The sequence below is a fragment of the Proteiniclasticum sediminis genome, from assembly GCF_018128025.1.
GTDB lineage: Bacteria > Bacillota > Clostridia > Clostridiales > Clostridiaceae > Proteiniclasticum > Proteiniclasticum sediminis.
Genome location: NZ_JAGSCS010000006.1, coordinates 62,224 through 74,789, shown reverse-complemented (window position 1 = coordinate 74,789; position 12,566 = coordinate 62,224). Strand labels below are relative to the sequence as shown.

16 protein-coding genes are annotated in these 12,566 nt (G+C 56.1%); all 16 read left to right on the top strand.

The window, feature by feature from the left end; all coding sequences use genetic code 11:
* The first annotated feature begins 31 nt into the window (after window positions 1–31).
* The 16 genes from KCG48_RS06370 to KCG48_RS06295 all read left to right on the top strand — a co-directional run bounded on the left by KCG48_RS06370 (window position 32) and on the right by KCG48_RS06295 (window position 12,562).
* On the top strand, window positions 32–1,234 hold the full coding sequence (locus KCG48_RS06370) for a flagellar hook-length control protein FliK (RefSeq protein WP_211800665.1): 1,203 nt from the start codon (window positions 32–34) through the stop codon (window positions 1,232–1,234).
* 21 nt (window positions 1,235–1,255) lie between these two features.
* Window positions 1,256–1,660, top strand: coding sequence for a flagellar hook assembly protein FlgD (locus KCG48_RS06365; RefSeq protein WP_211800664.1), 405 nt, complete (start codon window positions 1,256–1,258; stop codon window positions 1,658–1,660).
* A complete protein-coding gene (locus tag KCG48_RS06360; protein WP_211800663.1) occupies window positions 1,661–2,029 on the top strand; it encodes a flagellar biosynthesis protein in 369 nt (122 codons plus the stop codon).
* Window positions 2,030–2,117: 88 nt separating this feature from the next.
* Complete coding sequence (locus tag KCG48_RS06355; RefSeq protein ID WP_211800662.1) at window positions 2,118–3,038, top strand: flagellar hook-basal body complex protein; 921 nt, start codon at window positions 2,118–2,120, stop codon at window positions 3,036–3,038.
* Window positions 3,039–3,153: 115 nt separating this feature from the next.
* The gene (locus KCG48_RS06350; RefSeq protein WP_211800660.1) at window positions 3,154–3,357 is read left to right on the top strand and encodes a flagellar FlbD family protein; all 204 of its coding nucleotides are present in this window, start codon (window positions 3,154–3,156) and stop codon (window positions 3,355–3,357) included.
* Window positions 3,354–4,163 carry a motility protein A gene (locus KCG48_RS06345; RefSeq protein ID WP_211800659.1) on the top strand — a complete coding sequence of 270 codons (810 nt, stop codon included), beginning with the start codon at window positions 3,354–3,356 and terminating at the stop codon, window positions 4,161–4,163. The genes KCG48_RS06350 and KCG48_RS06345 overlap by 4 nt, the downstream gene beginning before the upstream one ends.
* Window positions 4,156–4,902, top strand: coding sequence for an OmpA/MotB family protein (locus KCG48_RS06340; protein ID WP_211800657.1), 747 nt, complete (start codon window positions 4,156–4,158; stop codon window positions 4,900–4,902). Before KCG48_RS06345 ends, KCG48_RS06340 begins: the two co-directional genes overlap by 8 nt.
* Window positions 4,902–5,351, top strand: coding sequence for a flagellar basal body-associated FliL family protein (locus KCG48_RS06335; protein ID WP_211800654.1), 450 nt, complete (start codon window positions 4,902–4,904; stop codon window positions 5,349–5,351). Before KCG48_RS06340 ends, KCG48_RS06335 begins: the two co-directional genes overlap by 1 nt.
* 4 nt (window positions 5,352–5,355) lie before the next feature.
* Window positions 5,356–5,694, top strand: coding sequence for a flagellar biosynthetic protein FliO (locus KCG48_RS06330; protein WP_211800652.1), 339 nt, complete (start codon window positions 5,356–5,358; stop codon window positions 5,692–5,694).
* Entirely contained in the window at window positions 5,687–6,451 is a 765-nt protein-coding gene (gene fliP / locus KCG48_RS06325) for a flagellar type III secretion system pore protein FliP (protein WP_331000384.1), read from the top strand. The genes KCG48_RS06330 and fliP overlap by 8 nt, the downstream gene beginning before the upstream one ends.
* A 16-nt stretch (window positions 6,452–6,467) precedes the next feature.
* Window positions 6,468–6,731, top strand: a complete 264-nt coding sequence (gene fliQ / locus KCG48_RS06320) for a flagellar biosynthesis protein FliQ (protein ID WP_211800650.1) — start codon at window positions 6,468–6,470, stop codon at window positions 6,729–6,731.
* A 9-nt stretch (window positions 6,732–6,740) separates the two neighbouring features.
* Window positions 6,741–7,499 (top strand): flagellar biosynthetic protein FliR, encoded by a 759-nt coding sequence (gene fliR, locus KCG48_RS06315; protein WP_230977036.1) that lies wholly within the window; start codon window positions 6,741–6,743, stop codon window positions 7,497–7,499.
* 12 nt (window positions 7,500–7,511) lie between these two features.
* Window positions 7,512–8,570, top strand: coding sequence for a flagellar biosynthesis protein FlhB (gene flhB / locus KCG48_RS06310; protein ID WP_211800646.1), 1,059 nt, complete (start codon window positions 7,512–7,514; stop codon window positions 8,568–8,570).
* Window positions 8,571–8,590: 20 nt separating this feature from the next.
* Window positions 8,591–10,663, top strand: coding sequence for a flagellar biosynthesis protein FlhA (gene flhA / locus KCG48_RS06305; RefSeq protein WP_211800644.1), 2,073 nt, complete (start codon window positions 8,591–8,593; stop codon window positions 10,661–10,663).
* The gene (locus KCG48_RS06300) at window positions 10,660–11,694 is read left to right on the top strand and encodes a flagellar biosynthesis protein FlhF (protein WP_211800642.1); all 1,035 of its coding nucleotides are present in this window, start codon (window positions 10,660–10,662) and stop codon (window positions 11,692–11,694) included. Before flhA ends, KCG48_RS06300 begins: the two co-directional genes overlap by 4 nt.
* Window positions 11,687–12,562, top strand: coding sequence for a MinD/ParA family protein (locus KCG48_RS06295; protein ID WP_211800640.1), 876 nt, complete (start codon window positions 11,687–11,689; stop codon window positions 12,560–12,562). The genes KCG48_RS06300 and KCG48_RS06295 overlap by 8 nt, the downstream gene beginning before the upstream one ends.
* The last annotated feature ends 4 nt before the right edge of the window (window positions 12,563–12,566 follow it).

The following is a 12,566-nucleotide window of genomic DNA, read 5'->3' as shown; positions in this document are numbered from 1 at the left end:
CCATAAACAAAGACGGAAAGGAGGTGAATCAATGATCCAAGAAATCACAGCCCTGCAAAGCCAGGCAGTTACCCAAGGCACCCCATCGGCGGCAGACCGTCCCGAAAAGGGCGTTTTTGAAACCCTGCTGAAGGAAAAGAAAGCAAAGATGGAGACACCCCTGAAACGGGAAACAACCCTCGAGGAAAAAGAGGAAAGTCCGGAAATTACGGAAGCGCTCCTCGCCCTCCTGACCAGCTGGACGCCTCCGCAGACGCAAACGGCTTCTGCGGGAGAAACTCAATCCACCCCTGGTGAGATTTCCCTGTCCCCGCTGTCCGAACAATCCATAGCGCCTCTAGAGACACCTGCAGAAGGGAAGAACTTCCTTATGCAAAATGCTGCAGCCGAAGTTCCGGATGCCCCGAAACCCGAGAATCCCGTCCTGTCCATCCCCTGGGAGGAACGCTTAAGGACTTTGGGCGGAAAAGAGCTTCCCCAGATCCCAACCCCGGTGAACCCCGAAGTGCAGGGAAAAATCGAAGCCCCCGAAAAGGACAGTCTTCGGGAAAACCTCATCCCCCATCCGGCAAGACTCTATGCCGTTCCGGCAAAATCCATGGAAAACCTGGAGGTTCAAGCCCAGGTGACACCATCCCTGGAGCCCCTGACTGAAGCGGTCAAGACGGAAGTTCGGGGAAAAGGGAAAGACCTCACTGCTCTTGAAATCCAGCCTGGCCCGAAGAAAATGGAAACCCCAGTTTTAGCTCTCGAAACACCCCTGATTCATGTTCCCCGAACACCGAAGGAACCGGAAGCCGTTCAGGCTATGCCCGCCATTTCGGAAGAACCCGTATTTCAAACCATTCTTTCCCGGGTGGAAACCCTGAAGGAAGGGGAACAGACCACCATGAAGGTGAAGCTGAACCCGGAGGAATGGGGCGAAGTGGAAATTGTCCTCGCCTTTAAAGAAGGGAAGATCTCAGGACACATCCTGGCGGAAAAAGCTGAAGTTCGGCATTTCTTTGCCGAAAAGCTGCCGGAACTCCAGGAGAGCCTGAAAGCCAGCCAGATCCCCGTGACCCGCCTTGATGTGGGCACATCCCTGGACCACTCGGGAAGAGGAACCCAGCAGGAAGCTCAAAATCCCTGGTTTGAACGTCGACAGGCCTTCCAAAGTGCCGGAAGTTCCTTCCGGGAAGACCATACCATTCCGGGCAGAAGTCTCCTTCAGGGGATTGATCTTCTCGCCTAACCGGAAGAAAGGAGAAAAAACATGAAAATCAGTGGCGTAGGCAATCAAGTCGTCTCCGCGCAAACGGAGAAAGCCCCCGGAACCCTCAATGTCCAGGATTTCCTGAAAATCATGACCGCCCAGCTTCAGAATCTCGATCCCATGGGGGAGAGCGGAGCCGACAGTACAGAGTACATCAACCAGATGGCCCAGTTTACCATGTTGGAGCAGCTTTCCAGCCTCATGGCCGGCATGGAGAATATGAGCCTCCTGACCCAGCAGCAGATGTCCTTTTCATTAGTGGGGAAGAATGTCCAGGTGGCCACGGAAGAGGGAACCCTCACCGGGGTGGTGGAAAAGGTCCGGTACCGAAACGGACAGGCCTATCCGGTGATCCAGGGCGTGGAATACCCCTTAGGTGCCGTGACGGAAGTGGGGGAGAAGTAGATGTCCTTTAAGATTCAGCACGGGCAGATCATCCCGCAGCAGCGTCCCCAAACAACCAACGCGCCGAAAAAAGGCGATTTCGAACGACTCTATCTGGAGAATCTGAAAAAAACTCCGGAACCTCTGAAGCTTTCTGCCCATGCCGTCCAGCGGATGGACCAGCGGGAGATCCGCCTGGGAGAAACGGAGCTTAAAAAAATCAATCAGGCTCTGGATACCCTGGAAAAAAAAGGGGCCAGGGAAAGCATGATCCTTCTGGAGGACAATGTATTTATTGCCAGCATCCAGAACCGCACCATCATCACCGCCATGAAGAGCGGCGAGATGGAGACCATCACCAACATCGACAGCGCCATCCAAATCAAATAGTGGCTGGACCTCTTGAGGAAGCCATGAAGCCGCCGAACGACCGAAGCGGCTGTCTCAGAAAAATAAAAAATCTTAGGAGGAAATCATCATGTTAAGATCACTTTACGCCGGCGTCAGCGGTATGCGGAACAACCAGACCAAAATGGACGTCATCGGTAACAATATTGCCAATGTGAACACCACGGGCTTCAAGTCCGGCCGTGTGAAATTCCAGGATATGCTGAGCCAGACCCTGGCCAGTGCCCAGTCCCCCACCAATGGCGGTCTTGGCGGCGTCAACGCCCAGCAGATTGGATTGGGCGTGAAAGTCGGAGCCATCGACACCATCATGACCGAAGGGGCTCTGCAGCCCACCAACCGAGACCTGGATTTCGCCATTGAAGGTAACGGCTTCTTTGTCCTTTCCCAGGACACCCAAGGCGACATGAAGTTCTACACCCGAGACGGCGCATTCTACCGCGACTACAGCGGAAATCTCGTCAATGCCGGGGGCTACAATGTCATGGGTTATGTTCCACCCACGGGCCAGATGCTGCTTTCCGATGCGGCAACATCAGCACCACTCAGTGACGGCCCCCTGTCCTCCATGAGTATCAAGCAGAGCATTACGGTGGATAAAATCGATGCGGACGGCAATCCCTACACCGAGACCTTGAGCCTGGAGACCTTCTCCATCGACGGCAGCGGCCAGATCATCGGGGTCTTCAGCGACGGCAATCCCTACCTTCTGGGTCAGCTGGCCGTGGCGAAGTTCGACAACGAGGAAGGCCTGGAGAAAGCGGGCAATAACAATTACCGTGCCTCCAACAACTCCGGTCAAGAGCAGATCTTCACGGCCAACACCAGCGGCTACGGCATCATCCGTCAGGGCGTCATCGAAATGTCCAATGTGGATCTGGCCAATGAGTTCACGGAAATGATCGTCACCAGCCGTTCCTATCAGGCCAACTCCCGGACCATCACCACCTCCGACGAGATGCTCCAGGAACTGATCAACCTTAAGCGTTAAGCATGATCTTCCCTTCATCAGGTTTTAGGGGGCTACCCCTAAAACCTGGGATGAAGGGAAATGAATATTACCGATAATCCGGAAACCAACGAAGTTTTTAGGAAGGGAGAAACCCATGATCGCACTGAATGACCTCAGCGGAGGCGAATTTTACCTCAACGATGACCTGATCTTCAAGGTGGAAGCTCTGGCTGACACCGTGATCACCATGACCGACGGGAAAACCCTGCGGGTCCGGCAGTCTCCCCAGGAAATCCTGGAACGCATCGTGGGATTCAAGCAAAAAATATACACGGGAAATCTGGAGGCGCACCGATGAAAAAGAATTTCTCCGCCGTGCTGGGCCTAGTGGTCGGAACGGTACTCATTATCGTTTCCATCCTCATTGACGGAAACATCATGAACTTTGTCAGCCTGTCTTCGGTCATTGTGACCATGGGCGGATCCTTCTGTGCGCTCATCGTGAGCTTTCCCCTGAAGGACCTGCTAAAAATCCCGGCCATGCTGAAAATGCTGAGCAAGGCTCCGGAAAATGACCGGAAGGAACTCATCATTCTTTTTTCCGAAATGGCCCGAAAAGCCCGTCGGGATGGCCTTTTGGCCCTGGAGGACGATATGACCTCCCTGGAGGATGAGTTTCTGGTGTCCGGCCTCCAGATGGTGGTGGACGGCATCGACCCTGATGTCATCCGGGAAATCCTGGAGCTGAAAATGGGAACCACGGAGCAGCGTCACCGCATGGGCCAGAGCATCTTCTCCAAGTGGGGGGAGCTGGCCCCGGCCTTCGGTATGCTGGGTACGCTCACGGGACTCATCATCATGCTGTCGGACCTGCAGGACGCCTCCGCCATCGGTTCCGGTATGGCCGTGGCCCTCATCACCACCTTCTACGGTTCCTTCCTGGCCAACATGATCTTCATCCCCATCGCCAACAATCTGGGCGTTCAGACCGATGAGGAGATGTTCACCAAGGAGATGACCATCGAAGGAATCCTCCAGATTCAGGCGGGGACGAACCCCCGAATTCTGGAGGAGAAGCTCATGACCTACCTGTCTCCTGAGGAGCAGCTCCAGATGAAGACCGCCCGGGTGGGCGAGAATGTGGAGGCCATGAGCAATGGCTAGGAAAAAGAAGGGGTCACCTCCCCCGGCGGGAGCTCCGGCATGGATGACCACCTTTTCCGACATGACCACCCTGCTCCTGACCTTCTTTATCCTGCTCTATTCCATTTCCTCCGTGGATGCCCAGAAGTTCAAGGCCATCAGTAACTCTTTAGCTTCCGCGCTCCAAGGGGAGGGCGGACCCAAGATCTTTGACGGGCAGGACCCCACACCGGATATTCCGGGGGAGGGCGATTCCAGCGGAGAAGACAAGATTCCGGAAAACGGCGAGATCACCCCAGGGATCCTGGCCATGTATCAGCAGGTCAGCGGGTACGTCACCACGGAGCAGCTGGAGCAGAAGGTCACCGTCAGCGTCAGTTCCAGCGGCGTTTTTGTGGACATTAAGGACAACATTCTGTTTGAGCCAGAGAAGGCCACCCTATCCGATGGCGGAAAAGAGATTCTCAACAATCTGGAAAGCCTCTTCCTCCAGTTCGAAAACGAGATCGTGGTGGAGGGGCATACGGATAACGTGCCCACCTCCTCCCGAAAGTATCCCACCAACTGGGAGCTTTCCACGGACCGGGCGCTGACGGTGGTACGCTATCTCAGCGAAACGAAGAATGTGCCTTCCGCGCGTCTGGCGGCCATCGGCTATGGAGAGTTCCGGCCCATCGCCCCCAACGACAGCGATGCCAATCGGGCCAAAAACCGCAGGGTGAACCTGCTGATCATAATCGAAGAAAGTGGTGATAAATAATGGCAGAGGGTGAAAAGAAAAAACCGGGGATCCTGATCTTCGTCATCGTGATCCTCAGTCTCGTCATTCTGGTGGGGTCCACCGCCATGGTCCTCATGGTCAATGGCGTGGAGATCTCTGATGTGAAGGAACGGTTCACGAAGCATGAGGAATATGTGGTGGACCTGGACAGCTTTGTGGTGAACCTGTCCACGGGCGGCAGCGGAAGCTATCTCAAGACTCAGGTGTCTCTCATGTATACCAACAAGGACAAGTCCGGCCTTTTTGACAGCAAGAAGAGCCTCATCCGGGATACGATCATTCGGGTGCTCATGGAGTATAAGCCCCAGGATCTTTTAGGCGCCGGAGGTCTCGACCGGATGAAGGAAAAGCTCAAGGGAAGCCTGAATACCGCTCTCGGGGAAGAAGTCATTATGGAAATCTACGTCATTGATTTCCTGGTCCAGTAGATCCATGGATATGGAGATGCTGGGCATCCTCCTCCAAACCCTGGCCGCCTTGGCCGCCGTCATCGGCCTCGCCTATGTGGTGCTGGGCTTCGGCAAAAAGGTCACCGAGGGCCAAAAAACCGTGGTGCGGATCCTGGAGAAAACCCCCTTGGGCAATCAGAGCTACTTGGCCGTGGCCCAGGTGGGGAAGACCTACCACCTGATCAGCGTCACCTCGGGCCAGGTGTCCCTCCTGAAGGAACTGGACCCTTTGGAGGTGGAGGACGTGCTGGAAGAGAAAAAACTGCAGCTGGAGGAAAATCCGCTGACAAAATTTGTACAGATGAGGAAGAAACGTGAATAAACGAAAAGCCCTGATCCTTGGAATGATCTTTGCCGGAGCCCTGCTCCTTCTGCCCAAAAGAATACCGGTCTTTGCCCTGGATCTGGGCAATTTCGGGATCAACTTCAACGGTTCGGCAGGTTCGCCCCAGGCCACCGTGGACACGGTGAAGGTGTTTATTCTCCTGACGGTGCTGACTTTGGTGCCGGCTTTTCTCATTCTCACCACTTGTTTCACCCGGATTGTGGTGGTGCTGTCGTTTCTGCGCAGCGCCATCGGCAGTCAGCAGACGCCGCCGAACCAGATCCTCATGGGACTGGCGCTCTTCATCACCCTCTTTGTCATGCAGCCCGTCTATGGCAAAGTCATGGATGAAGCCGTGGATCCCTTTCTCAATGGCCAGATCACCCAGACCCAGGCCTTCGAGATCGGGGCAAAACCCATCAAGACCTTCATGCTGAAGGAAACCCGGGAAAAGGACCTGGCCCTCTTCATGCGGGCCCAGGGCATGGACAAGGTGGAGGATCCCCTGACGCTTCCCCTCACCGTGGTCATTCCGGCCTTCACCATCAGTGAGCTCCGCATGGCCTTCAGCATGGGCTTCATCCTCTTTCTCCCCTTCCTCGTCATGGACATCGTGGTGTCCAGCATCCTCATGTCCATGGGCATGTTCATGCTGCCGCCGTCCATGATCGCGCTGCCCTTTAAGCTCCTGCTCTTTATCCTGGCCGACGGCTGGTATCTGGTGGTGGAGTCTCTGCTCCACAGTTTTCATTAGAAGGAGGTGTTGACCGATGAATCAGACCATGGCCCTGGATCTCATGCGTAATGCCTTCATGGCCACCCTGAAAGCCTCCCTGCCCATCCTTCTCATCGCCATGATTGTGGGCCTCATCATCAGCGTCCTCCAGGCCACCACCCAGGTCCAGGAACAGACCCTGTCCTTTGTGCCCAAGCTGGTGGCGGTGCTCTTTTCCCTCATCCTCTTCGGCAGCTTCATGATGAACGTGCTGGTGAGCTTTCTCCGGGAATCCCTGGAGCTTCTCCCCAAGCTGTAGGTGAACACCATGGAAGTGCTGGAAGTTCAAAAGCTGCTCTTCATCCTGGTTCGGGTCACCGCCTTCATGGTGCTCATTCCGGGATTATCGCCCAAAAGTCTCCCGGCCACGGCGAAGCTGGCCCTGTCTTTCGGCATCGCCCTCATCGTCTACCAGACGCTGCCGCCGGTGCCGGGCTACGCCGAACCCGTGCTCTTCATCCTCAGTGCCCTTCGGGAGACCCTCATCGGCCTCGCCATGGGCTTTGCGGGAAAACTCATCTTCTCCGCCGTGGAAATGGCCGGACAGTTTGTGGATTTCCAGGCGGGCTATTCCATGGGAGCCCTCTATGACCCCATAACCGGTGCCACAGCATCCCATTACGGCCGGTTCTTTTCCTGGCTGGCCATTATGGTGTTCTTTCTTCTGGATCTTCACCACGTGCTGCTTCTAGCCCTCATGGAGTCCTTCCAGATTGCACCGGCGGGGCAGCTGGGCTTTGGGGCGGTGAAGCTGGATGCCGTGGTCCATCTCTTTTCCCTGGCCTTTCGCATGGGGTTCAGTATGGCGGCGCCGCTCCTCATCGTGCTCCTGCTGACGGATCTCGTCATGGGCATCATTTCCCGGACGGTGCCGCAGATCAACGTCTTCATGCTGGGCATGCCTCTGAAAACCCTGGTGGCCATGGTCATGACCCTCATGCTGCTTTCCGTGTTCATGAGCCTTGCGGGGAGAAACCTGGCCCAGATGGAGGGCGCCATCCGAAAAATCGCCGCCATGTTCCCCTAGAAGGAGGCCGCCGTGCAGGATAAACATTCAAAAACCGAACAGGCGACCCCCAAACGGCTGCGGGACAGCCGGAAAAAAGGTCAGACGCCCAAGAGTCACGACCTGGGGTCTTCCGCCGCCTTCCTGATCTTCACCCTGCTCCTCCTGAGCCTGGGGGAAGGGCTCTTCAGGGGATCCCTAAATCTTCTGAGGACCATGCTGGGCGCCGGGGGAACCGAGCCCCTGACCCTCCGGGAAACGGGGAAGCTCCTTCTGGGAGCCACGGGGAAAGGGCTCCTGCTCTTTCTCCCCTTCGGCGCCGTGGCCATGGTCACGGCCTGGATCACCGGGGTGGCCCAGGTGGGGTTTCTTTTCACCGCAGAACCGCTGAAACCGGACTTCAAGCGGCTGAATCCTCTAGAGGGAATGAAGAATCTCTTCTCTTCCCAGGCGCTGTTTAATCTGGTGAAGAGTCTCCTGAAGCTCTTCCTGGTGTCGTACCTCACCTTTTCCCAGGTGAAGGAGCTCTTTCCAGCCCTGTCGGGGACTGGCCAGATGGGCCTGGAGAAACTTTTCCCCTTCTTTCTGGAGATCCTGGCGACGCTGAGTAAAGACATCGCCTTTCTCATGGTCATCCTGGGCGTGGCGGATTTCATCGTCCAGAAGCGGAAGTTCAAGAAGAACCTCATGATGACCAAGCAGGAAATCAAGGAAGAGTACAAGCAGATGGAAGGGGATCCCAAGATGAAATCCCTTCGTCAGCAGAAGCAGCGGGAGATGTCCCGGTCCCGAACCCTGCAGCGGGTGGAGGAAGCCACGGTGGTCATCACGAACCCCACCCACCTGGCCATTGCCCTGCGCTATGAGCCGGGGAAGGATGAAGCGCCCGTAGTCCTGGCCAAGGGCGTGGACCATATGGCCCAGAAAATCCGGGAACGGGCAACGGAAAAGGGGATTCCCCTCATGGAGAACAAACCCCTGGCCCGGGCCCTTTACCCCAAAGTCGAAGAAGGGGACACCGTCCCCGTGGAAATGTATCAGGCCATTGCGGAAATTCTTGCCCTGGTATACCAGAAGAAGAATGCCCGCTGATTTGCCCATAGGAGGATCCCATGCCCAGTTTTCTCAATAAGACCCTGAAAAATCTGAACCAGTACGCGGATATGCTCATCGCCTTTGCCGTGGTGGGCATCATCGCCCTCATGATCCTCCCCATGCCCAGTTTTCTTCTGGATCTTCTCCTGACGCTGAATCTCACCCTTTCCATCATGATTCTCCTCATGACCCTTTTCACCAAGCATGTCCTGGAGTTTTCCGTGTTTCCTACGCTGCTCCTGGTCATGACCATGTTCCGGCTGGGGCTGAACATCTCCTCCACCCGGCTCATTCTCAGCGAAGGGGATGCCGGCGAGGTGATCAACGCCTTTGCCACCTTTGTCACGGGGAACAACTATGTGGTGGGCGCCGTCATCTTCGTCATCATCACCCTGGTTCAGATGGTGGTGGTGACCAATGGTGCCGGCCGTGTCTCCGAAGTGGCCGCCCGCTTCACCCTGGACGCCATGCCGGGAAAACAGATGGCCATTGATGCGGACTTAAACTCCGGCCTCATCCCCGAGGATGTGGCCAAGAAGCGCCGCCAGGACCTGCAGCGGGAGTCGGACTTCTACGGCACCATGGACGGTGCCAGCAAGTTCGTCAAGGGCGATGCCATTGCGGGCATCCTCATCACCCTGATCAACCTCATCGGCGGCGTCATCATCTTCTCCCTCCAGGGGGAAATCACCATCCTGGAAGCTGTGGAGAAGTTCGGAAAGCTCACCATCGGCGACGGCATGGTGAGCCAGATCCCTTCTCTCATCATCTCCGTGGCCTCAGGCATCATCGTCACCCGTTCCGGCAATGACAAGAGTTTCGGCGAAACCTTTTCCTCGGAATTCTTCGCCACCTGGAAGGTCATGATGATCAGTGGTGTGGTCATCCTGGCCATGGGCCTTATCCCTGCCTTTCCCACGCTGCCCTTTCTCTTCTTTGCCGTGCTCCTGGAGGGTGCCGGCTACCTGATCTATGAGAATGACAAGGCGGAAAAGCGGCAGAATGAAAGTCGGGCGGAGCGGCAGAAAACCGCAAAAACCAAGGAAAGCGAAGAAGCCTTTCCCTCCTACCTGGTGGAGCCTTTGTCCCTGGAAATCGGCTATGGCCTAATCCCCTTGGTGGATGAGGGCTCTGAGAGCAGCCTGGTGGGCCATATCACCTCCATCCGGAAGCAGTGCGCCGCCGAGATGGGGATCCTGGTGAGCCCCATCCGCATCCGGGATAATCTGCAGCTGGCGCCCCATCAGTACGTCATGAAGATCAAGGGCAATCCCGTGGCCCAAGGTGATATTCAGGTAAACCGGTTCCTTGTCATCGATCCCGGCACCTCGGACTTCCCTTTGGAGGGAATTCCCACCAAGGAACCGGCCTTTGGGCTGGATGCCCTCTGGATCGATCCCAAGGACAAGGAGCGGGCGGAGCTCCACGGCTACACCCTGGTGGAGCCCGTGACGGTCCTCGTCACCCACCTGAAGGAACTCATCAAGAAGCACAGCCATGAGCTCCTGGGCCGCCAGGAGACCAAGGAGCTCATCGACCATCTGAAGGATCGCTACAGCGTCATCGTGGATGAACTCATCCCGGGAATACTTCCCTTGGGTGAAGTGCAGAAGGTGCTTCAGAATCTCCTGAAGGAGAATGTGCCCATCACGGATCTGGTGACGATATTGGAAACCCTGGCGGATCATGCCGTGACCATGAAGGACACGGAGGTTCTCACGGAACATGTGCGTCATGCCCTTTCCCGCACCATCGTCAAGGATTACCTGGATGCGGAAGGGGAGCTGAAGGTCATCACCGTGGATGCCCAGCTGGAGGACCTCCTGGGGTCCAACATCCACCGCTCCATCGCCGGGTCCATCCCCGTGCTGGAGCCGGAGATGATCACCCGGATCTTCGGGAATATCCGCAGGGCCATGGACGAGGCCATGATGAAGGGGCACCAGGCCGTGATCCTGGCTTCCCCCAAGATCCGAACGGCCCTGAAGAATCTCCTGTCCATGAGCTTTGCCGGGACCGCAGTGCTATCGCTCAATGAGGTGCCCAGCGACGTGAATATTGAAGTAGTAGGGATGGTGGAATTTCGATGATCATCAAGAAATATGTGGTGGAGGACATGCGGGAGGCCCTGATTCGGGCCAAGTATGAAATGGGCAAGGACGCCATTATCCTCAGCCAGAAGGAAGTCCGTCCCGGAAAATGGTATCAGCTCTTCCGCAGGAAGAAGCTGGAGGTGACCTTGGCCATCGAAGAAGAGGTCCAGGAAAAGCACCACCGGGAAAAGGCTGTGCTGAAGGAAGCCTACGAGAAAAAGGAAACCCTTCGCACCGCAGCGCCGAAAGAGGAAAAGCCCTTCAGCGGAAAGAAGAAGCTGGTCTTCGGCGGCGATGAGCGAAAGCTTTCCCGCTGGCAAAGCTACAGCCAGAAAAAAGCCTGGAATGAAGAAGGGGCCACCTATGCCCAGTTGAAGGAGTTCATCGAGGAAACCTATCCCGACAATGCTTTCCTCAAGGAGGCGAAGCTTCAGCGGATCAACATCCTGGTGGGTCCCACGGGGGTGGGGAAAACCACCACCATGGCGAAAATCGCCTCCCAGGAGTATCTTCTGAAAGGCCGACAGGTGGGACTCATCACCATCGACACCTACCGCATCGCCGCCGTGGAGCAGCTTCGAAAGTATGCGGAGATTCTCGGGATCACCTGCGTCAGCCTCGATGATCCCAGTCAGATGAAGGAGAGCCTCGATAAGCTCGCTGACTGTGATCTCATCCTCATGGACACCGCTGGGGCCAGCCCCCGGAACGAGGACCGCATTGAGGACATCCGGCTCTATCTCGACGAGATGCCCCAGGAGAAGAATGTCTATCTCACCTTAAGCATGTCCACGGATGTGGAGACAAACCAGGCCATCTTAAAGGCCTACAAGATTCTGGGCTACAGCGCCCTCATCCTGACGAAGTTTGATGAGGTGGCCCATTACGGCAACTTCTGGAACCTTCTGGAAAACAACGTGCTTCCGGTGCAGTACTACTGCTACGGACAGAACGTGCCGGAGGAGATGGAGGAAGCCACCCTGGACCGGGTGCTGACTTATTTGTGGAGGGAGCTGCAACATGGCTGATCAGGCGGAAGCATTACGAAAATTGATGGAAGAAAGCCAGAGCAGAAGACCCTCGGTTAAGGGGCTGGTGAAGATCTACGCCGTGGTCAGCGGAAAAGGCGGAGTGGGCAAGACCAATGTCTCCGTGAATCTGGCCATTGCCATGGCCCAGAAGGGGAAAAAGGTTCTCCTCATGGATGCGGACATTGGCATGACCAATGCGGATATCCTCATGGGCTGCTCCTTTGAACATGACCTCTTCGACTATATCGAAGGACGGGTCCCTTTAGAGGACATCATCTACGATGGCCCCCAGGGCATCAAGGTGGTTTCCGGAGGATCGGGGCTCCTTAAAATGGAGACCCTGGAACACGAGGTCCAGGTGGAGCTCATTGAAGGGCTTCTATCCCTAGGCGATTTCGAAATCCTCGTCATCGACAATGGGGCGGGAATCAGCCGGGAAAGCCTCTCCTTCATCACCTTTGCCCATGAGGTGCTCCTGGTGACCACCCCGGAGCCCACGGCCATCACCGATGCCTACCGGGTGCTGAAGGCCATTAAGCACTACAATCTTCAGTCCTCGGTGAAGCTCATCGTGAACAAGGTGCCCTCCCGGGAAGCCGGCGAGGAAACCTTCGGCAAGCTCCAGACCACGGCCCGGGAATTTTTGGGGCTGGGTCTGGATAAAGCCGGCTATATCTATGACGACATCCGGGTGAACAAATCCATCATGGAGCAGGAACCCGTCATTCTGTCCTATCCCCAGGCTCTGTCCAGCGGAAATATCCGGGACATTGCCGCCCTCCTTCTGGAGGAAGGGGTCTTTGTGCAGAATGTGTCCACGCTGAAACAGCTGGGCAACCGGTTTATGAAAATATTTGGATCTTAGGCAG

What these genes read in the sequence shown, in the direction of transcription:
- KCG48_RS06335 (WP_211800654.1), top strand. Translation starts at nt 4,902, where the DNA reads ATGGCAGAGGGTGAAAAGAAAAAACCGGGGATCCTGATCTTCGTCATC.
- KCG48_RS06355 (WP_211800662.1), top strand. Translation starts at nt 2,118, where the DNA reads ATGTTAAGATCACTTTACGCCGGCGTCAGCGGTATGCGGAACAACCAG.
- KCG48_RS06370 (WP_211800665.1), top strand. Translation starts at nt 32, where the DNA reads ATGATCCAAGAAATCACAGCCCTGCAAAGCCAGGCAGTTACCCAAGGC.
- KCG48_RS06300 (WP_211800642.1), top strand. Translation starts at nt 10,660, where the DNA reads ATGATCATCAAGAAATATGTGGTGGAGGACATGCGGGAGGCCCTGATT.
- KCG48_RS06350 (WP_211800660.1), top strand. Translation starts at nt 3,154, where the DNA reads ATGATCGCACTGAATGACCTCAGCGGAGGCGAATTTTACCTCAACGAT.
- KCG48_RS06345 (WP_211800659.1), top strand. Translation starts at nt 3,354, where the DNA reads ATGAAAAAGAATTTCTCCGCCGTGCTGGGCCTAGTGGTCGGAACGGTA.
- fliQ (WP_211800650.1), top strand. Translation starts at nt 6,468, where the DNA reads ATGAATCAGACCATGGCCCTGGATCTCATGCGTAATGCCTTCATGGCC.
- KCG48_RS06360 (WP_211800663.1), top strand. Translation starts at nt 1,661, where the DNA reads ATGTCCTTTAAGATTCAGCACGGGCAGATCATCCCGCAGCAGCGTCCC.
- fliR (WP_230977036.1), top strand. Translation starts at nt 6,741, where the DNA reads ATGGAAGTGCTGGAAGTTCAAAAGCTGCTCTTCATCCTGGTTCGGGTC.
- KCG48_RS06295 (WP_211800640.1), top strand. Translation starts at nt 11,687, where the DNA reads ATGGCTGATCAGGCGGAAGCATTACGAAAATTGATGGAAGAAAGCCAG.
- flhA (WP_211800644.1), top strand. Translation starts at nt 8,591, where the DNA reads ATGCCCAGTTTTCTCAATAAGACCCTGAAAAATCTGAACCAGTACGCG.
- KCG48_RS06330 (WP_211800652.1), top strand. Translation starts at nt 5,356, where the DNA reads ATGGATATGGAGATGCTGGGCATCCTCCTCCAAACCCTGGCCGCCTTG.
- KCG48_RS06340 (WP_211800657.1), top strand. Translation starts at nt 4,156, where the DNA reads ATGGCTAGGAAAAAGAAGGGGTCACCTCCCCCGGCGGGAGCTCCGGCA.
- KCG48_RS06365 (WP_211800664.1), top strand. Translation starts at nt 1,256, where the DNA reads ATGAAAATCAGTGGCGTAGGCAATCAAGTCGTCTCCGCGCAAACGGAG.